The sequence below is a fragment of the Epilithonimonas sp. genome, from assembly GCF_032054305.1.
Lineage (GTDB): Bacteria > Bacteroidota > Bacteroidia > Flavobacteriales > Weeksellaceae > Epilithonimonas.
The window spans coordinates 264,741-291,081 of the sequence record NZ_DAMBSX010000006.1 but is presented as its reverse complement, the minus strand read 5'-3'; the positions used below and the strand labels follow the sequence as shown (position 1 = coordinate 291,081).

Sequence of the window (26,341 nt, the reverse complement as noted above, 5' to 3'; positions counted from 1 at the left end):
ATGAAAATACTTATCAAAACAGCTACTAACTCTAGAAATTTCAAATAGTATTTCTTTTTACAGGTGATAAAATATATTATGATTACATAAAGCAAAGGAAGGAACAACATTGCTCCTTCCTCTATTTTCATACAAGTTTTTCAAAAAAAAATTATTCCTTAATGAATTTCTTTGAAAAATATAAATTATTGCTTTTCAACCGAACAATATATAAACCTGATGGCAAATAACTTACATCGATTTTCTCTCTTAGATTTTGAGCCTTCGTTTTGCTTTTGACAATTTGTCCGTTCGTATTGATTATTTCATAGGAATAATTTGAAAGATTACTATTTTGTAAGTCTATAAAAAGTTCATCTTTAGCAGGAACAGGATATAAACTAAAGTTATTGGCTATGACATCAGATTTAACATCAACAGTAGCGAGACCTAAATTAGCAAGATTAGGATTTAGTCTAATTATCGAAGTGCCGGTCCCAAATAAAATCTCAGTAAAATCTGTTCCGGTGTCATAAATCTTCAGCCCTTCGATTTCACCTATTCTTGTTCCGAAGAATTGTGTTACAGTAGCTTTTGAGTTATTTTTATAATAATTGATTCTTCCATCACAACTATAAACATATACTAAGTCATTACCTACTTTTTTTACTCTTACAGAAGATATTTCTGTGGTTTCAGGATTCAGGTCATTTAATAAATTCTTACTGATACCATCCAATATTCTAATATGTCCATCTGTAGTTGTGGCCACAATATCCATAGTTCCATCAGAATTGTAATCAAATAGATCGAAATTGACATAGTTATTTTCAGTAGATGTCCATATAGATTGATTTGATCCGTATATTATCTGTAAATTACCTTTACAAAGAATTGTTTCTTTTTTTCCATCACCATTCAGATCAGAGCTTCTTAAGACAGGTTTTTTATAGTTATTCACGATTCCTACTTTCCATAGGATTGCCCAATCTGATGGTCTTATAGCATATAGCACTGATGAACTTACCGCTAATAAATCTTCTTCACCATCATTATCTACATCATCCACTGTCATAGAATAAAATTCACTAATATTATCAGATGAAAATATGGGGTTGGATTTGATTGTATGATTTTTACCATCGATTATCCAAATTTGCCCAGTGTATGTTTGTCCTGCAGCGATAATGATCTCATTTTGTCCGTCTTTATCTATATCTTTTATTGAAATATTGTAAAGTCCTGTCCAAGCATACTTTAAAAAGTATCCATCACTTTTCCATTTCAATTTATTAGTTTGGGCATCAATGATAACCAATATACCACTTTCGTAGCCACTCTCACTTTCATAGGAAACACCAACAATTTCATCTTTACCATCATTATCTACATCACCTTTCGCAACGGCATAGAACGGGCCAACAATATCATCACTTCTCCAAAGTCGTTTATTTTCTGACACATTATAAATATACATATAATCAGATCCTGTTGATGTCCATCCTGCAGTCCATACCAGTTCCTGCTTACCGTCATTATTTAGATCTGCGTAACTTATAGCAGCTACACCGTGTTCAGGATTATTAACGGACCACATTTGTGCACGCGTTACTGCATTATAGCAAAAGACTTTTCCCCATTGTGCATCTCCATATAATATTTCATCTATGCCATCATTATTGACATCTTTTACATATAAAGTATCAATATCTCGTTCTGTTGAGATTGTGTATTTTGTAGTTTTAGTATCTACATCATAAACATTAATTTTGTACCAATTTTCGGCAAATATTATTTCTAGTTTAGAATCCCCATCAATATCAGACAATTCAATTTGTCCATCATTTCCAGTATAGAATCTCCAGATATTGGATATAGCGGAACCACTTATTTTATAAACCGCACCGTAAGAAAGCACGATCTCATTTTTAGAATCAGCATCTACGTTACCAACACGAACATGATTTGAGCCTTGCGCAATTTTAAATTTTTGTTGGAAAGAATCAGCATCCAAGACATAAGTATTATTTTCACAGGCAATAACAATGTCTTTTTTGGAATCATTATCTGCATCTGCATAAACTAAATCATTAATTTTCTCATCTACAGGTTTTGCCTTTTTTAATAGATCTCTTGTTTTACCATCATAGATTTCTATTGAACCATCCTCATAACTCAATAAAATTTTATAATTATTATCATTATTAAAATCAACAACTTCCAGTTTAGTTATCTTTTTCGAGTATTGTGGACTTGTCCAAATTTGATCATAAGTTCCTTCTGCGGAATTGTATCGCATGATGTACCAATAATCGTTAAATCCAAAAGTCTGAGTTGCAGCACTGCAAACTAATTCTATAGTTCCATCATTATCAATATCAACAGAATGCATAGAGTTCCTTCCGATAGAAGTACCCATAATTGAAAAAACATTATACGCTTTTGCATTTATGGTATCTTTCGTGGCATTCGATTTATTTGGATAAGCTGCTCCGCTTTTGATTATGTCATTGGTTTTGTTGAATCCAATTGATATCTCATCATTTTTAGAATAATTAATTTTTTGGCCAGTAGGGTTAACGATGAGTCTACCAATATTGTCTTTGATTTCTTTTTTCTGGCTAAATACAACCGTAGAAAAGAATAATAGAAACAACAAAATTGGGTTACTAGTTTTTTTAGTTTTCATTTTTCAAATTTAATTTTATAACAATATGTTTTATTTATAATTTTTCATTTCAAATTTAATACATTTTAACAAACTTGAAATCTTTATTTCTTGCCTAGATCTTTTTCAATTTAACCCTTTCAATATTTTATTTGCTGACATATACTTGCATTATTTTTCAAGAATTTTCTTAACAATTATCTCCGTAGAATCAGGTTGAGAATTGACAAATTCAAATGCTTTTTCCGACATTTCTTTCAGATAAGATTTTTCTTCGCCTCCGGTTTGGGAATCTTTTTTAATGACTTCAGTAATAAAAGCTGACGCAACTACAAAATCATCAAAACTTTTTCCACCTTTTGCCTCAATCAAAGCATCCGCTTCAGGATTCTTTTTGTATTGATTCCCAAAAATCACTGGAACGCCATAAACCGCAGCTTCCAGAATATTATGCAATCCCGCGGAATGAAAGCCGCCGCCAACAACTGCCAAATCCGCATAAGAATATAATTTGGAAAGCTTTCCGATTGAATCGATAATTAAAATCTGAGAATTGGAAAAATCAGATGTTTGAGAATTTTGCAAACTACTATATAATATAGCGTTCGGGAAAAGATTTTTCAATTGTGAAACTCTGTGCAAATCGTGTGGCGCAATTACAATTTTGGTTTCTGGGAGTTTTTTCACCAAAACCTGCGCAATATCTTCTTCCGCCTGCCAGCTACTTCCTAGTGCAATTAGTTTTTGATTGCCCTTGAACTCTTCTATGAATTCCAGATGATTGTCTCTATCTAAAAACTGTTTCACTCGATCAAATCTAGTATCACCTGAAACTGTAGAATGGGTCAATCCTATTTTCTTCGCCAGAGCCTGAGATTTGATAGTCTGATGAAAAAACCAATCAATATTTTTCTGAAGCTGTTTCGCAAACCATTTTCCATAACTTTCAAAAAAAATCTGATGTTCATAAAACAAAGCCGAAATCACATAATTTTTTGTTCCTCGATTTTTCAGTTCTTCTAAAAGGTTGTACCAATAATCATATTTTACAGTGAAGAAAATCTCAGTTTCAAAAGTGGAGACAAATTCTTTCACATTTTTTTCCCTATCAAAAGGCAGATAACAAATTGCATCGGCAATCTGTTTTCTTTTCTTTACATTTTCATAACCTGAAGGTGAAAAAAAAGTCACCAAAGTTTTGTGTTCAGGGAATTGTTCTTTAAGCTTTTCAAGAACTGGAAGACCTTGTTCATATTCGCCCAAACTCGCAGCATGCATCCACAAGACTTTGTGACCTTGGATTTTTTCACGAACGATTTTCAGAGATTCTTTTCTTCCCCGGACTCCTTTTTTGGTTTTGGAATCGAAGAGTGAAAAGACTTTCATCCCGAAAATCATTAAATGAACGAAAAGATTGTATAGAGATTTCATTAAGGATTTATTTTTTTTCGCTTAGATAGAAAGAACGACCAAATCAATATTCCGATTAGCCAAAAAAGTAATAAGGCCAGTAAATAATTATGTGCAGAACTTAATGTATTAATTTCACCTAAGGCATTAAGTGTGCTCTCATAAGAAATCAAACCGAAAATCAGCATCATTAAGAATAGTAAACCAGAAACCACGAATTCGGCAATCACTTTATTTTCTTTCAAATTTTTCGGAATGTTAAGTCCTGGTTTATCTGGATTTTTAGAAAAATATAATAGCAGGAAAAACAGTGCTGTCTGAATCAGCAGCAAAAACCAATTGGTATTTTTAGAGCCTAAGCTGTCCGGCATTCCGTCAAAGTCATAGTGAACTGGAACCAATTGAGGCATTTTGTTAAAATTTATACTGACAAAAGTCCAACTGAAAATCAGTATCAGACCTGAAATTATTTTTAAAATAAGAGATACAGTTTTCATAATTAGTTGTCTAGTTTTCTACTGCAAATCTATCATTATTTGTTGAAGGATTCGATATGACGAGAAATTCCAAATCGACATCGGATTGGTTTTCTATCAAATGATTTTTATTCGGAGCGATATGAAATCCTGAATTTTCAGCAACTTCGAAAACTTCTTCATCTACTACAAAAGTTGCTTTTCCTTTTAAAATAAAGAAAAACTGCTGTGCATTTTTATGAAAATGCAATTGCTCTTTTGAATGAGGCGGAATTATTTCCTGCTTAATAGAAAGATTCTCTGAATTAAGTAAAATCCAGCTGTCACAGTTTTCACCCCAAATGTAATGTTCAGAATTTTGTTTTGATCTTATCATCGTTTGTTTTTTGATTAAGGCAAATTTAAAGATTAGAAATTATAAACCGTAATTTTGTCATTCTGAAAGAATCTCAACAGTCTAGACTCTTCCGGAAATCGAAGATTCGACGAAGTCAATGACAATATTGGATTTTTTGCAAACTGTTGTTTTTATGTTGAATCCGCAGCCCGACTTATCTCAACTTATTATTTATTTTAATTTGAATCAATGAACCACTTCGTTAGGTTTGAGTGGAAATCCTTTTTACGCAACGAAGCGGAGTGAAAAGATTGACTGCGTCGAACCACTGCGTTAGGTTTGGAAGCCCTTCGATAAGCTCAGGATAAACTACAGGCGGATTAAGCTGCCCAAACCTTATGGTTCGACGAAGTCAAATTATTGATATTGACGTGAAGTAAAAATTAACATAAAAAAGTTTTTAATTATTTGCCATTCGAAATAATATTTCTATATTTGCAATCTGAAAATTTAATAGAATTACGAACTAAATATATTAGTGATGAGTAAAAGAACATTCCAACCATCTGAAAGAAAAAGAAGAAACAAGCACGGTTTCCGTGAAAGAATGTCTACACCAAACGGAAGAAGAGTGTTGGCTGCTAGAAGAGCAAAAGGCAGAAAGAGTTTAACTGTTAGTGCATCTCGCGCTAAGAGATAATTTCTTAAAATTATCATATACAAAGATGTCTGGATTTGGTTTCAGACATTTTTTGTTGTTAAAATTTCCCAAAAGTAGAAGTCAAAAAATAAGTTTTTGTTATTTTTGATTTTACAACTTTCAATTTGAAATTATGCCGCACAGAAATGACCCCGGAGTCGATATTATAGATTTGAGCAGTGCCAAAATTGTTCAGAAAAACTTTACCGTTCTTAATAATGTTGACCTTCATATCAAGAAAGGAAAATTCTGTTACCTAATTGGGAAAACAGGTTCGGGAAAAAGTTCTCTTCTGAAAGTTCTTTACGGACAACTTCCTTTGCAAGGCGGAAGCGGACAAGTTGCAGGTTTTGACCTGAAAAAATTGAAACAATCCGACGTTCCAAATCTTAGAAGAAAATTAGGGATCGTTTTCCAGGATTTTCAGCTTTTGCCAGACAGAAACATTGAGAAAAACCTTCTTTTTGTTCTACAAGCCACAGGCTGGAAAGACAAGAACAAAATGGAAATAAGAATTGATGAAGTCCTATCGAGCGTTGGGATGAAAACCAAAAAGCACAAAATGCCTCACCAACTTTCCGGAGGAGAACAACAACGTGCAGCGATTGCAAGAGCGCTTCTAAATCATCCGGAACTGATCCTTGCAGATGAGCCAACAGGAAATCTAGACCCAGAAACATCTAATGATATTATGACGCTTCTGAAAAATCTTGCAGAAGAAAACCATTGCGCGGTTGTAATGGCGACTCACGATTATCATATGATTCAGAATTATCCTGGAGAAGCTATCAGATGTGAAAATGGCGAAGTTTCCGTTTTGGATACAGCAGAGTTATTCGAATAAGAAAAAAATTAGTTATACAAAAAGAAGCTCTTTGAAATTTCAGAGAGCTTTTTTGTTGAATATGTGAAAGTCTTTTGTCAACTCTAGATATTCATTGGAATAAACTCTTGGTGATTTTTCTATGATGAAATTCTCTATTATTGTTTCTGATTCTTTTAAAGAATATTCTAAAATTACTCTTTTCGGTTCGGCAGTTTTGATTCCTTTGATAATAATTTTCCTTTGAAGGAATAAATTATTACTAAGACCAATCTGAGTAAAATCTTTCTCAGAATCAATTGGAATAATAACAGAAAACAAACCTTGTTCAGAAAGTAATTGCGAAGCATTTTGAATTAGATCAGAAAAATCCAGTTCTAATCTTTGTCTTGCTAGAATATCTTTCTCTGAAGTATTGATTTCAAAATACGGCGGATTCGAAATGATCAAATTAAATCTTTGTTCTGTTTCAAAATTTTTAAAATCTTGAAGACAACTTTTGATTCTATCCGAAAAAGGAGAATTAGAAAAATTATTTTGAGAAATTTGGACTACTTCAGAATTAATATCAATTGCCAAAATATTGGCATTCGGATTTCTTTGCGCCAACATCAGAGAAACAATTCCGGTTCCAGTGCCGACTTCCAGAATTTGTTTTGAATTAATGACATTCGACAAAGCACCTAATAAAACAGCATCTGTTCCAACTCGGAAAACCTCAGAACTCTGATTGACATCAAATTGTTGAAATCGGAAAGGTTTCATCTACAAATTCGAAGGCATTGAAATTGTGAAAGTCGCGCCTTTATCAACTTCGGAAACAACGGTAATTGTTCCATTATAATCTTCCACCATTCGTTTTACCATTGTCAATCCGATTCCCATTCCGCTATTTTTCGAAGTGAAATTCGGGTCAAAGATTTTATTGATTTTGTCCTCAGAAATTCCTACTCCATTATCCTGAACAGTAATTCGGATTCGTTTTTCAATTTTTTCCAAATCCACATTGATGACCGATTTTCTATCGTCCGCCTTTGCCTGACTCGCATTCGTCACAAGATTGGTAATGATCCTCGCCATATAATCTTTATCGATCTTCATCATTATATTATCATGATTGGCATGGACAAAGATATTTTCATCACTGAAAATCGTCAGCACATTTTTTACTTCTTTATTAAGAGAGATTTCTTGGTCATTTTTTTGAGGCAATTGTGCAAACTCAGAAAAAGCACTCGCTACTCTACTAATGACATCGATCTGACCAATTACAACTTCGCTTAGATTTTTAACTTTAGCAGTAATATTCGGGTCATTCGGGTCAAATTTTCTTTCAAAATTCTGCATCATCAGCTTCATCGGCGTAAGCGGATTTTTAACTTCATGTGCCACTTGTTTCGCCATTTCCTGCCAAGCCGATTGTTTCTCGATATAACTGAGACGTTCCCTCTGGTCCGCGATCTCGGAAATCATTTTGTTATAAGACTTCACGAGTGCATTCAGCTCATCATTCTTATAATATTTGATAGGTTGCAGATTCTTGTCAAACAAATTGATCCTGCTGATCATCGATGTAAAACGCGTAATAGCTTTCGTCAAATTATTCGAAATAATCCAGCTCAACCAAATACTGAACAAAACAATCAAAAGATTGATCCCAATGATGTAAGCAAAATAATGCTTGAAAACCATCATATAGGCACTCTCATTGTGATAATAAGGAAAATAAACATAAGCAATATTTTCCAGCATATTGTTTTTCAGAACCATATAAGAAGAAACGATCGTAGCTTCAAGCTTCTCATCATAAGACTTGTCATCGTATTGTTTCCCATTCTTCTTGATTGCCTTTATGACATCGGCAGGCATTTTTTTCTGAACGACAAGATTCGGTTCTTTATTAGAAAGGAGATAGTTTCCGTTCAGGTCATAGATGATTATATCGTGTTTGTTGATATCAGCAATCTCATAGATTTTATTTTCCAGAACCGCAGGAATATCTTTGGTCTCAACCATAGAATGACTGAGTGCATAATCCAGAGAAGACATCAGCGCCTCGGATTTGTTCTGCATATCAGTTTTGCTCTGCTTCTTGGCATTATCACGCAAAATCACAAACGACAAAACCGCCGAAGTCAAAATACTAAGGAAGCAAATTGCCAAAAATCCAACAAAAACCCTGTTTCTTAACCGGTAACCTTTATAATCACTAAATGACATTTTGTTTTTTCAAAAGTTTCGCAACATACTTGCCGATGATATCGAATTCCAGATTCACGACATCACCTTTTTTTAGATGCTTCATATTCGTAAACTCCCAAGTATAGGGAATTATTGCCACAGAAAACCGATTTTCCCCACTTTCCGCAACCGTTAAACTTGTTCCATTCAAAGTAATCGAACCTTGTGGAACCGTCGTATATTCTGCAGACTCTTCGTAATTAATTGTAATAAAATAACTTCCGTTCTTGTCTTCGATTCTTTCCACAGTCCCGGTTTTATCTACGTGTCCTTGAACAACGTGCCCATCCAATCTACCTTCGAATTTCAAACAACGTTCCAAATTCACTTCCGTTCCAACATTCCAGAACCCAAGATTGGTTTTTTCCAGCGTTTCATTGATGGCGGTTACCTTATAAGTATCATTATTTATTTCCACAACAGTCAGGCAACATCCGTTGTGAGCCAGACTTTGGTCGATTTTCAATTCGTGCGTGAAAGGACAACTTAAGACAAAATCAATATTACTTTCATTTCTGTCAATTTTCTCAACTTTTCCGGTCGCTTCTATTATTCCTGTGAACATTTGTATAATTAATATTGTTAAAATTTTTAGGAGCTTTATCCCGCTTTCCACTATATCTTTTTCTTTTTTAGCAAAAAAAGAAAAAGGATGCCGTTGCAATCGGGGCTATAAATATTGCATATTTTACTAACTGCTTAGTATAATATGTAAACAAATAGTTATAAAAACAACCTAAAAAAACCTAAATTTGTAAAATTCTTTTTAAATGCCAAAGATAAACAAATGAGCTCCAAACACCATAAAATCAGAGTAGGAATTTCCATCGGCGATTTCAACGGGATCGGCCCCGAAATCATCCTGAAGTCTCTGAAAGACAAAAGCATCACAGATTTTTTCACGCCGGTTATATTTGGTTCAGGAAAACTGTTTACTTATCAGAAAAACGTTTTCAAACTGCAGACGAACTTCAATTACATCAATTCTGCAAAAGAAGCTCAAGGTGGAAAAATCAACATGGTGAATCTCACCAAAGAGAATGGCAATGTAGAATTCGGTGTTCCAACAGAAGAATCCACAAAAATGGCGATTGATTCTTTGGAATCCGCAACACAAGCATTACTCAACAACGAGATTGATGTTATTGTAACGGCTCCTATTAATAAGGACGAAATGATGAAGTACGGTTTTGCCCACGCAGGACACACTGGATATTTCGAAGAAAAAGCAGGGAAAAAAGCAGTCATGTTTATGGTTACAGAAGATTTGAAAGTCGCCGTTTCCACACATCATATTCCTGTTGCAGAGATCGCACAAAACATTTCTAAAGAGAAATTGAAAAAACAGATCACCCAACTTGCCAAAACCCTAAAAGAAGATTTCTGTGTAGAAAAACCAAAGATTGCAGTTCTTGGACTCAATCCTCACGCTGGCGATGGTGGCATAATCGGCAAAGAGGAAATAGAGATCATAGAACCTGCGATAAAAGAACTTTTCAATAATGGAACTTTAGCATTCGGCCCTTATCCGGCAGACAGTTTTTTCCAACCGGAAAAGTACAAAGCCTTTGACGCTGTTCTTGCAATGTATCACGACCAAGGTTTGGCTCCCTTCAAAACAATCGCTTATGAAGAAGGCGTAAATTATTCTGCTGGATTGCCTTTTATCAGAACATCTCCGGACCACGGCGTTGCTTATGACATTGCGGGGAAAAATCTGGCAGACGAAACTTCTTTTTTCGAAGCTATTTTTACAGCCATCCAGATTTTTAAGAACAGAGAAGAATACTACGATTTGATGAGCAATCGCCTTCGTCCGAAAGCTTCTCACGCAAATAACGGGATAGACGAAGACCTTCCGATTGAAAATAACTAGACGAAAAATCTGTTTTTTAGGAGTAAATTTTTGCAAGTCAAGTATTTCCAAAAAATATTTTGTTATTTAAAAAAAATAAATTATTTTTGCAAACCGTTTTTATGGACAGAATTAGAAACTATGACGTTGCCTTTATAGGCTTAAAACCGGGAAAACACGATTTCAAATTTGAGATCGACCAAGAGTTCTTTGATTTATTTGAGACTGAGCAGGAATTTTTTAATCCAAAAATTATCGCTAATATTCTTTTGGACAAGCATACTACGTTTTTGGAATTTCATATTAATATTTCAGGAACAGTTCAATTGATTTGCGACATTAGCAATGATGAATTTTCTGAAAACATAGAGAATGACTTGAAAATTCTTGTAAAATTTGGTGAAGAATATGATGACAGCGATGAAGATGTCATTACCATCAACAAAAAAGATGGTGAATTTAATCTTGCCAACCTTATATATGAAGCAGTAGTTTTATCTATACCGATGAAAAAACTGGCACCATCCGTAAGAGATAACGACGAATATCAAAAGATACTCGACCAATACAGTCCAAAAATAGTCGAAGAGGAAGAAGAAAGCACAGATCCAAGATGGGAAGCTTTGAAAAAATTGAAAGACAATAATTAAGAAATAACAACAATATAATTCGATAAGAATTTTTAAAAAGTACTAACAATGGCACATCCTAAAAGAAGACAGTCGTCTACAAGAAGAGATAAGAGAAGAACACACTACAAAGCTGTAGTTCCTCAATTGGCAAAAGACGCAACGTCTGGAGAAATGCACCTATACCACAGAGCACACTGGCATGAAGGAAAACTTTATTACAGAGGAAAGGTTGTATTAGAGAAAACAGTAGAAACTACAGAAGAAAACTAAGATCTATCTTTGATAATCTTATACTTAGCATAAAAAACCACTCGGATTTTATCAATTTGGGTGGTTTTTTATTATATTTGGCGTTCAAAACAATTTAAAATTTTTATGGATATAAAAGACATTCAGAATCTTGTAAGATTTGTTGCAAAGGCAGGTGTTTCCGAAGTGAAATATAAAAATAAGGACTTCGAAATCTATATCAAAACTCCACTAGGAGGCGAAGCTGTAAGCTATGTAACCCCTCAAGTTGCTTACCAGGCTCCTGTTTCTGCACCGGCTGCAAATCCCGTTTCTGCACCTGCTAATTCTGACGCAGCAAGCTCTGATGATGACAGCAAATATATTACTATCAAATCTCCAATGATTGGAACTTTCTACAGAAAACCATCTCCTGACAAAGATGTTTTCATAAACGTAGGCGATTCTGTAACAGAAGGAAAAGTGGTTTGTGTAATAGAAGCAATGAAACTTTTCAACCAGATAGAGTCAGAAGTTAGCGGAAAAATTGTAAAAATATTGGTAGAGGATTCTTCTCCTGTAGAATATGACCAACCATTATTTTTAGTAGACCCATCTTAAGCAATTTTAGATTAAAGATTATAAATTTTAAATGGAGATTTTTCATTTAAAATAATTTAAAATTCAAAATTTATAATTTAAAATTCGAAAAAGATGTTCAAAAAAATATTGATCGCAAATCGTGGAGAGATCGCAATGCGAATCTTGCGTACGGCAAAAGAAATGGGGATAAAAACTGTTGCAGTTTATTCTACAGCAGACAAAGACAGTCTTCACGTTCGTTTTGCAGACGAGGCAGTTTGCATTGGACCTGCGATGAGCAAAGACTCTTATCTTAAAATCCCTAATATTATTGCTGCTGCAGAGATCACCAATGCAGACGCAATCCATCCAGGTTATGGATTCCTTTCAGAGAATGCTAATTTCTCTAGAATCTGTGCAAAAAACGGAATCAAATTCATCGGAGCAACTCCTGAGCAAATCGAAAAAATGGGCGACAAAGCTACGGCTAAAGCGACTATGAAAGAAGCTGGAATCCCTTGTGTTCCAGGTTCTGAAGGCTTGATCGATTCTTACGAAGATGCCAAAGCGACTGCAAAAGTAGTTGGCTATCCTGTAATGATCAAAGCTACTGCTGGTGGTGGTGGAAAAGGAATGAGAGCCGTTTGGAAAGAAGAAGATCTGAAAGAACATTGGGATTCTGCAATCCAAGAAGCTGTTGCAGCTTTTGGAAATGGCGGAATGTATATGGAAAAACTGATCGAAGAGCCTAGACATATCGAAATTCAGATTGCCGGAGACCAATTTGGCAAAGCTTGTCACCTTTCAGAAAGAGATTGTTCTATCCAAAGAAGAAATCAGAAACTGATCGAGGAAACGCCTTCTCCTTTTATGACGGATGAACTTCGTGAAAAAATGGGCGCTGCAGCTGTAAAAGCCGCTGAATATATTGGATACGAAGGTGTTGGAACTATCGAGTTCTTGGTGGATAAACACAGAAACTTCTATTTTATGGAAATGAATACCAGAATTCAAGTAGAACATCCAATCACTGAGCAAGTTGTAGATTATGACCTCATTCGTGAGCAGATTCTTTTAGCTTCTGGAACGCCAATCAGCGGAAAAAATTATTATCCAAAAATGCACGCAATCGAGTGCAGAATTAACGCTGAAGATCCTTACGCAGATTTCCGTCCTTCTCCTGGAAAAATTAAAGAACTTAATATTCCCGGTGGACACGGTGTGAGAGTAGATACTCACGTTTATTCTGGATATACGATTCCTTCCAACTACGATTCGATGATTGCAAAATTGATCGTAACAGCTCAAACAAGAGATGAGGCGATTGCAAAAATGAAACGTGCTTTGGAAGAATTCTATATCGAAGGTGTGAAAACTACAATTCCTTTTCACAGACAATTATTGGAAAATGAGGATTTCCTTGCTGGAAATTACACAACCAAGTTTATGGAAGATTTTGTAATGGATAAAAATTTCGATAATCATATCTAGAAAGATTATTAATACACATATAAAATGCCTGACTTTGAAAGTTAGGCATTTTTATTAGCTATGATTGACATCAAATTTATTATTTTTGTAAAAAATAAAAGATATGTCAACAGCAGTCCAGGGAAAGAATTCTCAATATTTCATTGACCTCGAAAATCAATATGGCGCTCACAATTACCATCCTCTACCAGTAGTTTTGGAAAAAGGCGAAGGCGTTTTTGTATGGGACGTTGAAAGCAAGAAATATTACGATTTCCTTTCCGCTTATTCTGCTGTCAACCAAGGACATTCTCATCCTAAAATTGTAGAAGCTTTAGTCAATCAAGCGAAGAAATTAGCATTGACTTCAAGAGCTTTTTACAATTCCAATCTTGGAGAATACGAGAAAAAAATCACTACACTTTTTGGTTTTGATAAAGTTCTTCCTATGAACTCCGGTGCGGAAGCTGTAGAAACTGCTGTAAAATTAGCCCGAAAATGGAGCTATGAAGTAAAAGGGATTTCTGAAAATGCGGCAAAAATAGTAGTTTGTGAAAACAATTTCCACGGAAGAACTACTACAATAGTTTCGTTCTCAAATGATCCGGATGCCAACCAAAACTATGGCCCATTTACCCCGGGATTTATAAAGATACCTTATAACGACTTAAATGCACTAGAAGAAATCTTAAAGCAAGATTCTCAAAATATTGCAGCTTTCTTAGCAGAGCCAATTCAAGGTGAGGCTGGAGTTTATGTTCCGGACGAAGGATTTTTGAAAAGCGCATCAGAACTTTGTAAAAAATACAACGTCCTTTTCATTGCAGATGAAGTTCAGACCGGAATTGCAAGAACCGGAAAACTGATAGCCTGCCATCACGAAGATGTTCAGCCTGATATTTTGATTCTTGGGAAAGCACTTTCCGGTGGAATGTATCCGGTTTCTGCGGTTTTAGCAAATAATGAGATCATGAATGTTATCAAGCCTGGACAACATGGTTCTACATTTGGTGGAAATCCTATTGCTTGCGCTGTTGCAATTGCTGCCTTGGATGTTGTAAAAGAGGAAAAATTATCTGAAAGAGCCGAGGAATTAGGACAATTATTTCGTTTAGAAATTGAAAAATTAATTGAGAAAACTGACTTAATTACGAAAGTCAGAGGAAAAGGTCTTCTGAATGCAATTCTTATCAATGATACACCAGATAGCAAAACTGCCTGGAATCTTTGTGTAAAGCTAAAAGAGAATGGTTTACTGGCCAAACCTACACACGGAAATATTATCAGATTAGCACCACCTTTGGTCATTACTGAGGAACAACTTTTGGATTGTGTGAAGATCATTGAAAAAACAGTCTTGGAGTTCAGTAATTAGAATGAAGATATTGGTCATACAGAAAAAATTTATGGGTGACGTTCTCGTTACAAGTACCATTTTACCATTATTGAAAAATAAATTTCCAGATTCTGAAGTAAGTTTTCTGGCAGAAGAAAAGCACGCTCAGATCCTGGTCGGGAATCCGTACATCAATCATTTTATTTTTTTTGAAGACAGTTTTCTGAAAACCCTATCAGAGGTCAAAAAACAGAAATTTGACATTGTTATTGACCTATATTCAAAAATAGAAACCGGAGCTCTGACTTTACTTTCAGGAGCAAGAACACAAATTGGATTTTTCAAATATTATACTCAGTTTCTTTATAATTTCCCTGTAAAAAGAGCAACAAAACTAAAATCCAAAAACACAACATTTGGGATTGAACATCGATTACAAATGTTAGAATCTTTGGGTATTGATTTTCAAGAAACATTTCCGAAAATTTATCTTTCAGAAGCGGAAATAGAAAATGCACATAGAATCCTCTCGCAAAATGGCTTGTCTGTTGATGACAATCTGATAATGCTGAGTACATTCGGTAGTTCAAAAGAAAAAACCTACCCGATTGAATATATGGCAGAGGTAATCAATTATATTTTTAAATACAAATCCAACTCGAAACTGCTTTGCAATTACATGCCTTTTCAAGATGATCTGTTTGAAGAATTATATAGTCAACTTTCAGAAGATGTAAAACAATTGGTCATAAAAAATTTCCATACTAAAAGTTTAAGAGAATTTGCCGCCGTGACAAGTCTTTGCAAATGTTTGATTGGCAATGAAGGCGGAGCAACTAATGTGAGTAAATCTTTGAACATCCCAACATTTACCATATTTTCGCCACAGATTCTATCAGCAGATTGGGCTTGGACAAGTAATCCAAAAATGGACAGATTTTTGCATGTAAAGGATTTTGTTCCAAATTCAGAAAGCTATTCGGATTTCAAGCCTGCTTATTTTGAACATGAGTTAAAAGAATTTTTAGACAAGACCATATCGTAAGAATTAGAACGGTAGAATGTACGAAAAAAGAAAAAACATACTTCTTATCACCTTTGATAACTGGGGTTACAACCAATACATTGCAGATGCGTTGGAGAAAAAGTCGTATAGGGTGAAACACGTCAATTTTCATAGTTTTGAATATACTTACCCAGATTTTACCCACAAAGCTTTCAATTTTATCACAAAAAATCTTGGTATCGTCAATCTAAAACATATCCATTATAATGATATTATCATGGATGAGATCAAGGATTTTAATAACATTGATACTGTTATTTATATCAAAGCCGATTTTTTATCAAAACAAACTATTGAAACGATCAATCAGAAAGCTAAAAGATCTGTTCTCCTTATTAATGATTCCATAAGCAGATATCCAAATACAAAGAATATTCTCGGCCTATTCGATAAAGTTTTTTCTTTTGAAAAGAAAGATTGCGAGAAATATGATCTGATATTCAAACCCAATTTTATTTATAAAACGATTGATACTGTATCAAAACATTTCAAGTATAAGGTTTTCAATATCAGTTCTTACGACAAAAGATTTCCGGTCATAAAAAAAATTGCAGAATCCTTGTACGATCTCAAAATCAAAAGTAAAATTATTATTTTTTCCTCCAAGGAGAACACAGACCCTTATCTGGAGTTTTCAAAGTGTACATTGTCTATTTCCGAGATCAACAGTTTGATGGAAGAATCGGAAATAATCCTTGATGTCAACAGAAATCAGCAAGAAGGTTTAAGTTTTCGTGTTTTTGAAAGTTTGGGATTAAAGAAAAAATTGATCACAACCAATCCTGATATTATGACTTACGATTTTTATAATCCGGAAAACATATTGGTAATTGAAGATATAGAAAATATAAAAATCCCACAATCTTTCCTGAAAAAGCCTTACACGGACATCCCTGAAGAGGTTTTGGATAAATATATGGTGGAAAACTGGGTAAATGATCTGGTAAAATAAGCTATTGTAATTTTCAAAATTAAGTGTTATTATAGCTGATAAATTGATGAATATTATTTTCAATTTATCATCAATTCCCTGTTCAATGGTATCGTATAAAAAAATATCAAAAATCATCATCTTCTGTCCCCCAAGAAAAGTAACAGGTGGACCTGAGGCGTTACATCAACTATCTAACAAACTGATCGAACTGGGTGTTGAAAATGTTTTTATGCGTTATACTCCTAAAAGGATAAACGCCAAAGCAAAAAATTACAATATATACAAAACCAAAGAAATTTCTTTTGTCGAAGATAATCCAGATAACATTCTAATTATCCCAGAATCTATGACTTTTTTGGTAAAGAAATATCCTACAAGTCAAAAGATAATCTGGTGGTTAAGTGTAGATTTTTATAAAATCCTGATGGATCACAGAATCCGAAAACAAAATTTTTTGACAAAGCTTTTCTATAAACAGGATGACAAAGAATATCATTTTGAAACGCTTCCTAATGTTTTCCATTGGGCACAATCCTTCAGATCTGGTTTATATTTGAAAAATCATAAAATTCTGGACAAGCAAATAGATTTTGTCTGTGATTATATCAATCCAAGCTTTCTGAAAAATCATCCTTCCAAGCAAAAAGATCTTTCAAATAAAAGTATTTTATACAATCCTAAAAAGGGAAAAAATGAAATTGCGGAATTGATCAAAAATTCTCAGGAACTCAATTGGATTCCTATCCAAAACATGAATGCTGAAGAGATAAGAAACCTGATGTCAAAGTCACTTTTATATGTGGATTTTGGAGAAAATCCGGGAAGGGACAAGATGCTGAGAGAATCTGTTTCGCAAGATTGTTGCATTATTTCTGGGAAAAATGGCTCTTCTGCTTATTATGAAGATCTGATGATTCCCGATGAATATAAGTTTGATTTCAGCAATGATAATATTCCTAAGATCATAAGTAAAATTAAGGATGTGCTCGAGAATTATCCTGCACATATTCCTAGTTTTAAAATTTATAGGGATAAAGTTATGAATGAAGAAATCGACTTTGAGAGTAAATTGAAAGAGATATTTTTGAAATAATGGCAAAAAGAATCACATTAATTTATCCTTTCGCTTACGGTTATATAGATTTTGTTGTGAATGAGTTGCAATCTTACTCTGACATTATTGTAACTGATATAAAAACCGATTCTATAAAATATAAATATCCAAACTTTGGCTCTAAAATTTGGAACGGAATTACTAAAATTTTTGGAAAGAATATCAAAAAAGAATTCTTCAGAAATCAGATTCTTGAGAAAATCAATGAAAAGCAAGACATTATTTTCATCATTCGTCCGGATTTGATTGAAGATTCTCTTTTAAAAAAACTAAAAGAAAAAACAAGTTGCTTCATTGCCTATTATTATGATAGTTGTAAAAAATATCCTCGACAAGCAGACATTGCTAATATATTCGATGAGATCTATTCTTACGAAAAAGAGGATATTGAAAAATATGGTTTTACAGAGACAACAAATTTCATTTATGATGAGCAAATCGAATCAGAAGAAATAAAATATGACATTTTCAATATTTCTTCTTTTGATTCAAGAATCAATAAAATCGAGAAAATATCAAAACAGTTATCTGAAAATGGCTTAAAAATCAAATTCATTATATTTTGGTTCGAAAAATTAAATTATCCACATTTGACCTGCACGACCCAATATCTTTCTCTTGTTGAGACTAAAAAACTGATCTCACAATCAAAAGCAATAATAGACATCCAAAGAGATGATCAAAAAGGTCTTTCCTTCAGGACATTTGAGAGCTTGGGCTATAGAAAAAAACTGATCACTACCAATTCATTAATTAAAAATTACGACTTTTACGATTCAAATAATATATTGGTAATTAATAGTGAAAATCTAGACATAGAAACATTGAAAAATTTTCTTGAACGACCTTACACGGAGATTTCAAGAGTGATTCTAGACCAATATACTGTGGGAACTTTCGTGAAGAAAATATTCAAAATAACGGACTGATGGGAATTAAAAGAAAGATAAAAAACTACATCCATATAAAGAAACATTATCCTTTGTCAAACAAAATGATTGTTCCGGATCCAAATAAAAAAAATATTTTGATTCTGGATAGCCAGATTCCTACATTTGATAAAGATTCTGCATCCAACAGGCTTACTGAAATAGCAAAATTTCTGGCAAAATATTATAATGTGTATCTAATGGACTGGAGAAAATCTATCCCAACTGTAGATTCTAAAAAATACATCCATAATTTAAATAACCATAATGTAACTGTCTATGCACCTTTCATTAATAAATTTGGAATAATGAAAGGAAAAAAACATTTCCTCGGTCAATTAATTCCAAAACTTGATTTTGTCTGGTGTCACAGACCAGAACTTTTTGAATATTATCTTGACTTCTTTAGAAAGAATGCGCCACAAGCCAAGATTATCTACGATATGGTCGACATCCATTATCTGAGAATGGAAAGAGGGCTGGAAATAAAATATGATAAACAAAGAGCCAAAGAGGTAGAACATTATAAGTATATCGAAACAGAGCTTTGCAAAAAGGCCGATAAAATTGCAGTAATCAGTGATAAAGAGAAAGAATTCATGAGATCTTTCGTGGACGAATCCAAACTTTTCACGGTAAGTAACGTCCACAATCTGAAAGTGAAACCAGAAGAAATGCCTTCTTTTGAAGAAAGAAAAGATATTTTCTTCATCGGGACTTTTCTTCACGATCCCAATGTTGATGCCGTTGAAATCCTTTATAATAAAATAATGCCATTGGTTTGGCAAAAAAAACCTGACTTGAAAATTACCATTATTGGTTCAGAAGCTCCAGAGTCGATTCAAAAAATGAATTCGGAAAAATTCGAGATCGCTGGATATGTGGAAGATGTAACTTCTTTTTATAAAAATTGTTACGCTTCTGTCTCTCCCTTGCGTTTTGGTGCCGGAGTGAAAGGAAAAATCGGACAAGCTTTGGAATATACACTTCCGGTTTTGACGACAGAAATTGGAGCAGAAGGTATGTTTTTAGAAGATGGTGTTACTGCTCTTATCGCAGGTAATGATGATTATCAAAAATTTGCTGATAATATAATTGCAATTAGCTCGGATAAAGAACTTTGGAACAGACTTCATAACAATTCGGAAAAGGGAATTTTCCCATTCTCTATTGAGGCCCAAAAAGAAGAGATCTTTAAATTATTATCTTAGATCAGGATTCGATAATTCTTTTATAAATATCTGAATGTTCTTCTGCTACTTTATCCCAGGAAAAATGTTTGGAACGATTTAGGGCTTTTTCAGCATATTCTCTTCTTAGATTCTCATCACTGTAAAAATTCCACATAGCTTCCACAAGTCTTTCTTCGTCTGTCGGCTCTATCATAATACCTGCATCCGCAACAACTTCGGGTAAAGAGGAAGTATTGGAAGTAACTGTCGGAACACCACATTGCATAGCTTCTAATGGAGGAAGACCGAAACCTTCATAAAAAGACATATAATAAAAAGAATTTGCGTGACTATAGATACTTGCCAAATCCTCATCTGGTACAAATCCTGTGATAACGATTTTATCTTTTAAAAAACTAGCATTTTCATATTCATCAAATATTTTTTCATAATCCCAACCTTTTGACCCAACTAAGACCAAACTCAAATCTTTAATTTCATATTTTGTAATCATCTTCACAAAACATCGGATCACATGGTCAATATTTTTTCTGGGCTCCAGTGTAGCTAAGCTTAACAGATACTTTTCTGGGAGGTTATATTTTTCACGAATATTTCTGAGCTTATCTTCATCATTACATACATAGAAATTCTCATGAGAAGCTGCCAATAAACTAACAAATACTCTATTTTCATTAATGTGTGGCGCAAAAGTAAGTAGGTCTTTTTTCGTGTTTTCTGAAACACATATCACATATCCATCTTCTCCTACACTGTTAATAATATCTCTAATCAAATCTGAAGTAAAATGGAATTCTGGAAATAAAATCGGGATTAAATCATGAACGGTCACAACTTTCTTTAAATTTGGAAAGTTCTTTACAATCTTATCGATTGGATAATATGTAGAATGGAAAATATGGGCTGTGTTCAAATGATCTTCAACCAATATATTTTTATAGTTGAAAATGCCTATTTTTTTGTAGAGATTTTTAAATAATTTTTCTTTTCTAAAAGGTAAAAACTTCCTTCTAGACCTTTTGTTGACACCTCTTATTTCAATACGATTATCTTTGAAGAAAGCATCTAACTCATCTGTACTTTTTTCGCGATTTAGAAAACCGAAATGTGAATAAAAAAGCTCAACATCTTTCCTCTTGCTAAGACTTTTGAAAAGTTCATAAGTCACGCGAAAAATGCCTGTCCTGTTATCTTTATAAAAATCTGCAATTACATCAGCATCCAGAATCACTTTAATACCCATATCAATATTTATAAAATAGTATCATAAAAAGCATTTTGCTTTTCTTGTCTTTCTATTTCTTTTATATGTAAAAGACACATCGAATCATCTGAAGACGGTAAACCTTTGATTTTTTTGTAGTTACACAATTTTTCATGTACCTTATTTTCCCATAGAATTCCTTTGTTAAGTCGAAAGATACGATGTTGATAATCGGGGAAATTGATATAACCTTTTTGATTCACATTCCAATTCCATTTTTCTATGTGCTCCTCTGTAATGCCATTAACTATATTAATTCTCGGAACCATAAAAACATCTGCTTTTCTATTTTTAAAAAGATAAAATTTCAATTCCTTTATCAGAGTCTCCTTTGGGATTTCGTCTGCATCAATTTGAAATAAATAATCTTTTTGTGCAACTCTGATGAGATTATTTTTGAAAGTAGCAAAATCCGCATTTAAATAAGATGTGATTCTTTTTATTTTGTTGCCATATGATTTTAAAATAGTAGTAACCTCCAAATTTTCATCTGTTACATCCTGCAAAACAATAATTTCATCATCTTTATCTATTAATGGGATAAGCACATCCAAAAGCTTTTCTATCTCTTCGATTTCATTATTTACCGTTATTCCATAAGTAATGCCTGTTTTCAAAAATAATTTTAGAATATGGCTGATCATTTTCAATTTCGTTTTATTAGTTTTTTTTCTAGTCTTTTAACTCGATTTATAATTATCATCGGTTTATAGCCTTTAAAAATTCTTTGGTAAAATCGTTTCAGGGCAGAACTTTTAAATTTCTTCTCAGATATCCTTTGAGAAATTACATCTGAAATGTTGTTTAATATATCCCATGATTTAGAATTTAACTTACTTCCGTTGATATAAACCAGAACATCATTACTTTTTGGAAAGTCATTGATATTTTTTATTTTTTCCTTTAACGAAATTGATGTCCTTGGTTGTTCGGAAGCCAAATACTCAGTAAAATCAATATCCACATAAATTGTTGAAGCCAAAGGCTCCAGTTTGGAAAGTATTTCCAGATTTGTATTTTTAAGAACAATTCCAATGTCATATTTGGCCTTAGATTTAGAAAAATTATAAAAGCCCCATTTTCTTGCAAAATTTCTTTGAGAGTTTTCCTCGATCAATTTCGTTTTAGACCGATACTCCTCAGAAAACCTTGATGTTTTGCTTACAAAATGATATGTGATGGCATTTGGGCACACATAAAACTTTTCTCCAGACAATTTAAGTCTCAAAATAAGGTCATCATCTTCACAAAACATGGGCGAGAATAATGGATCCAAACCACCTATGCTTTTTATGATATTCTTATTAGAAGCCAAAAAAAAACTCACATTATCAGAAAACTCTCCCTTTATATTTTCATGCCTTTTTTCATAGTCATAAAAAGCTTTGTGGTCAAAATTTTCAAAAGAATCTCCAAAATCCCTTACCTCTTTCCATAGCCTTTCATCTTTATCAAATATTGGGGGCTCAACAGTTTTGTAATAAACAATTGGATGATTTTCCAGAGATTTTAGAATTTCAATTCCAAAATTTTCACCCAATACCATATCGTTGTGCAAGAAGCATATAAACTCTTTTGTTGAAATTTCTATGGCTTTATTATATGTGTCGGACAATGTCCTATTTTCCTCAGAATAATAATATTTCAAGTTTGTGTCTTCCAAAGAATCCAGCCATTCGTGCGTTCCATCTGAACTTCCAAAACTGACAAACACAATTTCTATATTGGGATAAAACAAACGAGTATTCTCATAAAACTTCTGAGAATACTCCAAATTATTTTTTAATCCTACAAGAAATGATAGATTGTTCATGCTATTTAGCTCCTATCATATTCATCCTCCAGTCTCACAATATCCTCCTCTCCAAAATAAGTTCCAGTCTGTACTTCTATGAAAACTACAGGCTTATCGGTAAGATTCATAATTCTGTGCTTGGCTCCAAGCGGGATAAAAACACTTTGCCCATAATCTAAAGAAATTTCTTCCCCATCCAAAACAATAGTAGCATTACCCTCGACGATCGTCCATTGCTCCTGTCTTTTATGGTGATATTGATATGACAATTTTTGACCAGGGTTTACCTCTATCCTTTTTAGTTTATAATTTGGCTCATCTGCCAAAACATAATATTTTCCCCAAGGTCTTTCGCCTATTTCTAACATAGCTAATAATTTAATCTTCAAAAATACTATTTCGGAAAAGATTAACCAAATTCAAAAGGCAAAACGGGAAGAATTTCTTAATTTTGCACCACAATTTTTTAACCATACACGTGGTTGGTAAAATAAATATCTATTTATGAAAAAAGTAAGAGTGCGTTTTGCGCCAAGTCCAACAGGAGCTTTACATTTAGGCGGTGTCAGAACAGCTTTATATGACTACCTTTTCGCAAAAAACCAAGGAGGAGAATTCGTCCTTAGAATCGAGGATACAGATACTGCCAGATATGTAGAGGGCGCAGAGGATTATATTATGAATTCTTTGGAATGGTGTGGAATTATCCCAGATGAAAGCCCGAAAGTTGGTGGACCTTATGCGCCTTACAGACAATCTGAAAGAAGAGATATTTATGACAGATACAAAGAGCAAATCCTTAAAACAGATTATGCTTATCTCGCATTCGATACACCTGAAGAATTGGATACGATCAGAAAAGACTTCGAAGCCAGAGGCGATGTTTTTGCCTACAATCATCAGACAAGACAACACTTGAGAAATAGTATTTCTCTTTCAGCTGACGAAGTTCAAAAATTGTTGGATGCGAATGTTCCTTATGTCGTTCGTTTCAAAATGCCGATTGACAGAACGCTTAACCTACAAGATATCATCAGAGGAAATTTTTCTGTAAATACTAACACACTAGATGATAAGGTTTTAATTAAAAACGACGGAATGCCAACTTATCATTTTGCCAATGTGGTTGACGATTTTGAGATGAAAATCTCTCACGTTATCCGTGGTGAAGAGTGGTTGCCATCAATGCCTTTGCACGTTTTATTGTACGAAGCAATGGGTTGGGAAGCTCCGGAATTTGCTCATTTATCATTAATCCTAAAACCTGAAGGCAAAGGAAAATTAAGCAAAAGAGATGGTGCAAAATTTGGATTTCCGGTTTTCCCTATGAATTTCAAAGATCCGGAAAGTGATGAGATCTGGAAGGGTTACAAAGAATCCGGTTATTTTCCGGAAGCTTTTATCAATATGACAGCTTTGTTAGGTTGGACACCAGCAAATGATAAAGAAATTGTTTCTATGGATGAGATGATTGCAGAATTTGACCTTAATAAAGTTCATAAAGCCGGCGCAAGATTCGATCCACAGAAAGCAAAATGGTTCAATCAAGAATATCTAAAACTAAAATCTGATGAAGAAGTTTTAATTTTATTAAAAGAAATCGATGAAGTAAAAACTTTAAATCTTTCTGATGATAAATTATTAAGAATAGTTTCATTAATGAAAGAAAGAGCAACATTTGTAATTGATATCTACAATGACGGAAAATTCTTCTTCGAAGCGCCAACTTCCTACGATGAAAAAGCACTGAAAAAAGCTTGGAACGATACAACATCATCTATTTTAAAAGATTTTTCAGCAAAACTTGAAACTTCAGATTTTGATTCTGAAACTTTGAAAGAAACAATTCATCATTTTGCTGAAGAACATTCTTTGGGCATGGGAAAAGTGATGATGCCGCTTCGCCTCGCTTTAGTTGGTGAACTGAAAGGACCTGATGTTCCCGATATCATGAATATCATCGGTAAAGAAGAAACACTTGCAAGAATAGAAAAGGCAATCAGTTTAAACTAATTGAATTGTCAGTCTGAGGCTCTCGAAGACTTTTTATTAATATTAGAATCCATTTAAAAAAAATAGATTATTTTTGAACGGTTTAATCCAAACAAAATATGGAGTACTTAGAATTTGAACAACCTGTAAAAGAACTGATCGAGCAGTACGAAAAATGTGTACAACTAGGCACAGAAAGTGGTATTGATGTCGATGAATCCTGCAAAAAGATCAAAACAAAAATAGAAGAAACCAAGAAAAAAATATACGGAAACCTTACACCTTGGCAAAAAGTTCAGCTTTCCAGGCATCCGGACAGACCATATACACTTGATTATATCAATGGTTTGGCAGACGCAGGAAGCTTTGTAGAACTTCACGGTGACAGAAACTTTGGTGACGACCCAGCAATGGTTGGGGGAATTGCCAGCATCAGTGGAAATACCGTGATAATCATTGGAACTCAGAAAGGAAGAACTACCAAAGAACGCCAGCACAGACGTTTTGGGATGTCTAATCCAGAAGGTTATAGAAAAGCGCTGAGACTGATGAAACTGGCAGAGAAATTCAACATTCCTGTTGTGACATTGGTTGATACACCCGGAGCTTATCCTGGTCTTGAGGCAGAAGAGCGTGGACAAGGTGAGGCGATAGCCAGAAACATCTACGAAATGTGCCAATTGAAAACCCCGATTATTACTGTCATCATCGGTGAAGGTGCAAGTGGTGGGGCATTGGGAATTGGTGTTGGAAACAAGGTATATATGATGGAAAACACTTGGTATTCTGTTATCTCTCCGGAAAACTGTTCTGCAATACTGTGGAGAAGCTGGGAATATAAAGAAACTGCAGCAACTACAATGAAGCTGACAGCTGATGATATGCTCAAGCAAAAATTGATTGATGCTATCATTCCTGAACCACTTGGAGGTGCTCATTATGACCTTGCAGCAACTTTCGAAAATGTGAAGAAGGTTTTGTTAAAAGACATCAAAACACTTTCTAAAGAGCCTATTGAAAAATTGGTGAATGATCGTCAAGAGAAATTCATTGCCATGGGAGAATTCAAAGGGTAATTATATTTATTTGATCATATAAAATAAAACCTTTCAGAGTTTGAATTTCTGAAAGGTTTTTTCGTTTTTCATTTCTATTTATTGACGAATGTTGATTGGAAGACGAATTTTGCGTCCCGACTTATCTCAATATAATATTTATTTTATTTGAATCAATGAACCAAGCGGAAATCCTTTTTTGCTTATATTTCGAGCTCTGTTAATCTGAAATATTCTTGCAAAAAGATTGGGAGACCCTCGA

Annotated in this window: 26 protein-coding genes; 15 read left to right on the top strand and 11 right to left on the bottom strand. The window is 33.8% G+C overall.

Annotated elements, in window-relative coordinates; genetic code table 11:
• Positions 1–151: 151 nt before the first annotated feature.
• The 4 genes from RTX21_RS14820 to RTX21_RS14805 form a co-directional block, all read right to left on the bottom strand.
• Positions 152–2,668 carry an FG-GAP-like repeat-containing protein gene (locus RTX21_RS14820; RefSeq protein WP_312768785.1) on the bottom strand — a complete coding sequence of 839 codons (2,517 nt, stop codon included), beginning with the start codon at positions 2,666–2,668 and terminating at the stop codon, positions 152–154.
• Between the two features lie 150 nt (positions 2,669–2,818).
• A complete protein-coding gene (locus RTX21_RS14815) occupies positions 2,819–4,078 on the bottom strand; it encodes a 3-deoxy-D-manno-octulosonic acid transferase (RefSeq protein WP_312768783.1) in 1,260 nt (419 codons plus the stop codon).
• Positions 4,078–4,554 carry a DUF1648 domain-containing protein gene (locus tag RTX21_RS14810; protein ID WP_312768780.1) on the bottom strand — a complete coding sequence of 159 codons (477 nt, stop codon included), beginning with the start codon at positions 4,552–4,554 and terminating at the stop codon, positions 4,078–4,080. Before RTX21_RS14810 ends, RTX21_RS14815 begins: the two co-directional genes overlap by 1 nt.
• Positions 4,555–4,564: 10 nt before the next feature.
• Positions 4,565–4,909, bottom strand: a complete 345-nt coding sequence (locus tag RTX21_RS14805; RefSeq protein ID WP_312768778.1) for a cupin domain-containing protein — start codon at positions 4,907–4,909, stop codon at positions 4,565–4,567.
• Positions 4,910–5,411: 502 nt separating this feature from the next.
• Here RTX21_RS14805 and rpmH point away from each other — a divergent pair.
• Together rpmH and RTX21_RS14795 are read left to right on the top strand one after the other, a co-directional pair.
• Positions 5,412–5,570: a 50S ribosomal protein L34 gene (gene rpmH / locus RTX21_RS14800; protein WP_007843334.1), complete on the top strand. Its 159-nt coding sequence runs from the start codon at positions 5,412–5,414 to the stop codon at positions 5,568–5,570.
• A gap of 133 nt (positions 5,571–5,703) precedes the next feature.
• The gene (locus RTX21_RS14795) at positions 5,704–6,414 is read left to right on the top strand and encodes an ATP-binding cassette domain-containing protein (protein WP_312768775.1); all 711 of its coding nucleotides are present in this window, start codon (positions 5,704–5,706) and stop codon (positions 6,412–6,414) included.
• Between the two features lie 39 nt (positions 6,415–6,453).
• On the opposite strand, the gene RTX21_RS14790 is transcribed toward RTX21_RS14795, so the two are convergent.
• Genes RTX21_RS14790 through RTX21_RS14780 form a run of 3 tightly spaced genes read right to left on the bottom strand, consistent with a single transcriptional unit; the run spans position 6,454 to position 9,199 of the window.
• Complete coding sequence (locus RTX21_RS14790; RefSeq protein WP_312768773.1) at positions 6,454–7,158, bottom strand: tRNA1(Val) (adenine(37)-N6)-methyltransferase; 705 nt, start codon at positions 7,156–7,158, stop codon at positions 6,454–6,456.
• Entirely contained in the window at positions 7,159–8,613 is a 1,455-nt protein-coding gene (locus RTX21_RS14785) for a HAMP domain-containing sensor histidine kinase (RefSeq protein WP_312768771.1), read from the bottom strand. It lies immediately after the preceding gene.
• Positions 8,603–9,199: a riboflavin synthase gene (locus RTX21_RS14780; protein ID WP_312768770.1), complete on the bottom strand. Its 597-nt coding sequence runs from the start codon at positions 9,197–9,199 to the stop codon at positions 8,603–8,605. Before RTX21_RS14780 ends, RTX21_RS14785 begins: the two co-directional genes overlap by 11 nt.
• A gap of 222 nt (positions 9,200–9,421) precedes the next feature.
• On the opposite strand from RTX21_RS14780, the gene pdxA reads away from it, so the two are divergent.
• The 11 genes from pdxA to RTX21_RS14725 all read left to right on the top strand — a co-directional run bounded on the left by pdxA (position 9,422) and on the right by RTX21_RS14725 (position 19,991).
• Positions 9,422–10,510 (top strand): 4-hydroxythreonine-4-phosphate dehydrogenase PdxA, encoded by a 1,089-nt coding sequence (gene pdxA, locus RTX21_RS14775; RefSeq protein ID WP_312768769.1) that lies wholly within the window; start codon positions 9,422–9,424, stop codon positions 10,508–10,510.
• Between the two features lie 101 nt (positions 10,511–10,611).
• Positions 10,612–11,139 (top strand): DUF177 domain-containing protein, encoded by a 528-nt coding sequence (locus RTX21_RS14770; protein ID WP_312768767.1) that lies wholly within the window; start codon positions 10,612–10,614, stop codon positions 11,137–11,139.
• A 48-nt stretch (positions 11,140–11,187) separates the two neighbouring features.
• Positions 11,188–11,391, top strand: coding sequence for a 50S ribosomal protein L32 (rpmF, locus tag RTX21_RS14765; RefSeq protein WP_027383684.1), 204 nt, complete (start codon positions 11,188–11,190; stop codon positions 11,389–11,391).
• A 105-nt stretch (positions 11,392–11,496) separates the two neighbouring features.
• Complete coding sequence (gene accB, locus RTX21_RS14760; protein ID WP_312768764.1) at positions 11,497–11,970, top strand: acetyl-CoA carboxylase biotin carboxyl carrier protein; 474 nt, start codon at positions 11,497–11,499, stop codon at positions 11,968–11,970.
• 93 nt (positions 11,971–12,063) lie between these two features.
• Positions 12,064–13,422: an acetyl-CoA carboxylase biotin carboxylase subunit gene (gene accC / locus RTX21_RS14755; RefSeq protein ID WP_312768761.1), complete on the top strand. Its 1,359-nt coding sequence runs from the start codon at positions 12,064–12,066 to the stop codon at positions 13,420–13,422.
• A 103-nt stretch (positions 13,423–13,525) separates the two neighbouring features.
• Positions 13,526–14,776 (top strand): ornithine--oxo-acid transaminase, encoded by a 1,251-nt coding sequence (gene rocD / locus RTX21_RS14750; RefSeq protein ID WP_312768758.1) that lies wholly within the window; start codon positions 13,526–13,528, stop codon positions 14,774–14,776.
• 31 nt (positions 14,777–14,807) lie between these two features.
• A complete protein-coding gene (locus tag RTX21_RS14745; protein WP_312768756.1) occupies positions 14,808–15,782 on the top strand; it encodes a glycosyltransferase family 9 protein in 975 nt (324 codons plus the stop codon).
• Between the two features lie 16 nt (positions 15,783–15,798).
• Positions 15,799–16,755 carry a hypothetical protein gene (locus tag RTX21_RS14740; RefSeq protein WP_312768754.1) on the top strand — a complete coding sequence of 319 codons (957 nt, stop codon included), beginning with the start codon at positions 15,799–15,801 and terminating at the stop codon, positions 16,753–16,755.
• Between the two features lie 85 nt (positions 16,756–16,840).
• Positions 16,841–17,830, top strand: coding sequence for a hypothetical protein (locus RTX21_RS14735; protein WP_312768752.1), 990 nt, complete (start codon positions 16,841–16,843; stop codon positions 17,828–17,830).
• Complete coding sequence (locus tag RTX21_RS14730) at positions 17,830–18,780, top strand: hypothetical protein (RefSeq protein WP_312768749.1); 951 nt, start codon at positions 17,830–17,832, stop codon at positions 18,778–18,780. Before RTX21_RS14735 ends, RTX21_RS14730 begins: the two co-directional genes overlap by 1 nt.
• Complete coding sequence (locus tag RTX21_RS14725) at positions 18,780–19,991, top strand: glycosyltransferase family 4 protein (protein WP_312768747.1); 1,212 nt, start codon at positions 18,780–18,782, stop codon at positions 19,989–19,991. Before RTX21_RS14730 ends, RTX21_RS14725 begins: the two co-directional genes overlap by 1 nt.
• 1 nt (position 19,992) lies before the next feature.
• Here the strand turns inward: RTX21_RS14725 and RTX21_RS14720 are convergent, their stop codons facing one another.
• The 4 genes from RTX21_RS14720 to RTX21_RS14705 are packed head-to-tail and all read right to left on the bottom strand — an operon-like array spanning position 19,993 to position 23,400.
• Positions 19,993–21,216 carry a glycosyltransferase family 1 protein gene (locus tag RTX21_RS14720; RefSeq protein WP_312768744.1) on the bottom strand — a complete coding sequence of 408 codons (1,224 nt, stop codon included), beginning with the start codon at positions 21,214–21,216 and terminating at the stop codon, positions 19,993–19,995.
• Between the two features lie 8 nt (positions 21,217–21,224).
• The gene (locus RTX21_RS14715; RefSeq protein ID WP_312768741.1) at positions 21,225–21,881 is read right to left on the bottom strand and encodes a glycosyltransferase; all 657 of its coding nucleotides are present in this window, start codon (positions 21,879–21,881) and stop codon (positions 21,225–21,227) included.
• 2 nt (positions 21,882–21,883) lie between these two features.
• Entirely contained in the window at positions 21,884–23,050 is a 1,167-nt protein-coding gene (locus RTX21_RS14710) for a glycosyltransferase (protein WP_312768739.1), read from the bottom strand.
• 5 nt (positions 23,051–23,055) lie between these two features.
• On the bottom strand, positions 23,056–23,400 hold the full coding sequence (locus RTX21_RS14705; protein WP_312768737.1) for a phosphomannose isomerase type II C-terminal cupin domain: 345 nt from the start codon (positions 23,398–23,400) through the stop codon (positions 23,056–23,058).
• 136 nt (positions 23,401–23,536) lie between these two features.
• Here RTX21_RS14705 and gltX point away from each other — a divergent pair, with 136 nt between their 5' ends.
• Complete coding sequence (gltX, locus tag RTX21_RS14700) at positions 23,537–25,045, top strand: glutamate--tRNA ligase (RefSeq protein ID WP_312768734.1); 1,509 nt, start codon at positions 23,537–23,539, stop codon at positions 25,043–25,045.
• A 98-nt stretch (positions 25,046–25,143) separates the two neighbouring features.
• Positions 25,144–26,100: an acetyl-CoA carboxylase carboxyltransferase subunit alpha gene (locus tag RTX21_RS14695; protein ID WP_312768731.1), complete on the top strand. Its 957-nt coding sequence runs from the start codon at positions 25,144–25,146 to the stop codon at positions 26,098–26,100.
• Positions 26,101–26,341: the final 241 nt, after the last annotated feature.

What these genes read in the sequence shown, in the direction of transcription:
- RTX21_RS14780 (WP_312768770.1), bottom strand. Translation starts at nt 9,199, where the DNA reads ATGTTCACAGGAATAATAGAAGCGACCGGAAAAGTTGAGAAAATTGAC.
- RTX21_RS14715 (WP_312768741.1), bottom strand. Translation starts at nt 21,881, where the DNA reads ATGATCAGCCATATTCTAAAATTATTTTTGAAAACAGGCATTACTTAT.
- RTX21_RS14795 (WP_312768775.1), top strand. Translation starts at nt 5,704, where the DNA reads ATGCCGCACAGAAATGACCCCGGAGTCGATATTATAGATTTGAGCAGT.
- RTX21_RS14745 (WP_312768756.1), top strand. Translation starts at nt 14,808, where the DNA reads ATGGGTGACGTTCTCGTTACAAGTACCATTTTACCATTATTGAAAAAT.
- RTX21_RS14725 (WP_312768747.1), top strand. Translation starts at nt 18,780, where the DNA reads ATGGGAATTAAAAGAAAGATAAAAAACTACATCCATATAAAGAAACAT.
- accB (WP_312768764.1), top strand. Translation starts at nt 11,497, where the DNA reads ATGGATATAAAAGACATTCAGAATCTTGTAAGATTTGTTGCAAAGGCA.
- rocD (WP_312768758.1), top strand. Translation starts at nt 13,526, where the DNA reads ATGTCAACAGCAGTCCAGGGAAAGAATTCTCAATATTTCATTGACCTC.
- RTX21_RS14815 (WP_312768783.1), bottom strand. Translation starts at nt 4,078, where the DNA reads ATGAAATCTCTATACAATCTTTTCGTTCATTTAATGATTTTCGGGATG.
- accC (WP_312768761.1), top strand. Translation starts at nt 12,064, where the DNA reads ATGTTCAAAAAAATATTGATCGCAAATCGTGGAGAGATCGCAATGCGA.
- gltX (WP_312768734.1), top strand. Translation starts at nt 23,537, where the DNA reads ATGAAAAAAGTAAGAGTGCGTTTTGCGCCAAGTCCAACAGGAGCTTTA.
- RTX21_RS14740 (WP_312768754.1), top strand. Translation starts at nt 15,799, where the DNA reads ATGTACGAAAAAAGAAAAAACATACTTCTTATCACCTTTGATAACTGG.
- RTX21_RS14805 (WP_312768778.1), bottom strand. Translation starts at nt 4,909, where the DNA reads ATGATAAGATCAAAACAAAATTCTGAACATTACATTTGGGGTGAAAAC.
- rpmF (WP_027383684.1), top strand. Translation starts at nt 11,188, where the DNA reads ATGGCACATCCTAAAAGAAGACAGTCGTCTACAAGAAGAGATAAGAGA.
- RTX21_RS14705 (WP_312768737.1), bottom strand. Translation starts at nt 23,400, where the DNA reads ATGTTAGAAATAGGCGAAAGACCTTGGGGAAAATATTATGTTTTGGCA.
- RTX21_RS14695 (WP_312768731.1), top strand. Translation starts at nt 25,144, where the DNA reads ATGGAGTACTTAGAATTTGAACAACCTGTAAAAGAACTGATCGAGCAG.
- RTX21_RS14710 (WP_312768739.1), bottom strand. Translation starts at nt 23,050, where the DNA reads ATGAACAATCTATCATTTCTTGTAGGATTAAAAAATAATTTGGAGTAT.
- RTX21_RS14730 (WP_312768749.1), top strand. Translation starts at nt 17,830, where the DNA reads ATGGCAAAAAGAATCACATTAATTTATCCTTTCGCTTACGGTTATATA.
- RTX21_RS14785 (WP_312768771.1), bottom strand. Translation starts at nt 8,613, where the DNA reads ATGTCATTTAGTGATTATAAAGGTTACCGGTTAAGAAACAGGGTTTTT.
- RTX21_RS14735 (WP_312768752.1), top strand. Translation starts at nt 16,841, where the DNA reads ATGGTATCGTATAAAAAAATATCAAAAATCATCATCTTCTGTCCCCCA.
- rpmH (WP_007843334.1), top strand. Translation starts at nt 5,412, where the DNA reads ATGAGTAAAAGAACATTCCAACCATCTGAAAGAAAAAGAAGAAACAAG.
- pdxA (WP_312768769.1), top strand. Translation starts at nt 9,422, where the DNA reads ATGAGCTCCAAACACCATAAAATCAGAGTAGGAATTTCCATCGGCGAT.
- RTX21_RS14770 (WP_312768767.1), top strand. Translation starts at nt 10,612, where the DNA reads ATGGACAGAATTAGAAACTATGACGTTGCCTTTATAGGCTTAAAACCG.
- RTX21_RS14790 (WP_312768773.1), bottom strand. Translation starts at nt 7,158, where the DNA reads ATGAAACCTTTCCGATTTCAACAATTTGATGTCAATCAGAGTTCTGAG.
- RTX21_RS14820 (WP_312768785.1), bottom strand. Translation starts at nt 2,668, where the DNA reads ATGAAAACTAAAAAAACTAGTAACCCAATTTTGTTGTTTCTATTATTC.
- RTX21_RS14720 (WP_312768744.1), bottom strand. Translation starts at nt 21,216, where the DNA reads ATGGGTATTAAAGTGATTCTGGATGCTGATGTAATTGCAGATTTTTAT.
- RTX21_RS14810 (WP_312768780.1), bottom strand. Translation starts at nt 4,554, where the DNA reads ATGAAAACTGTATCTCTTATTTTAAAAATAATTTCAGGTCTGATACTG.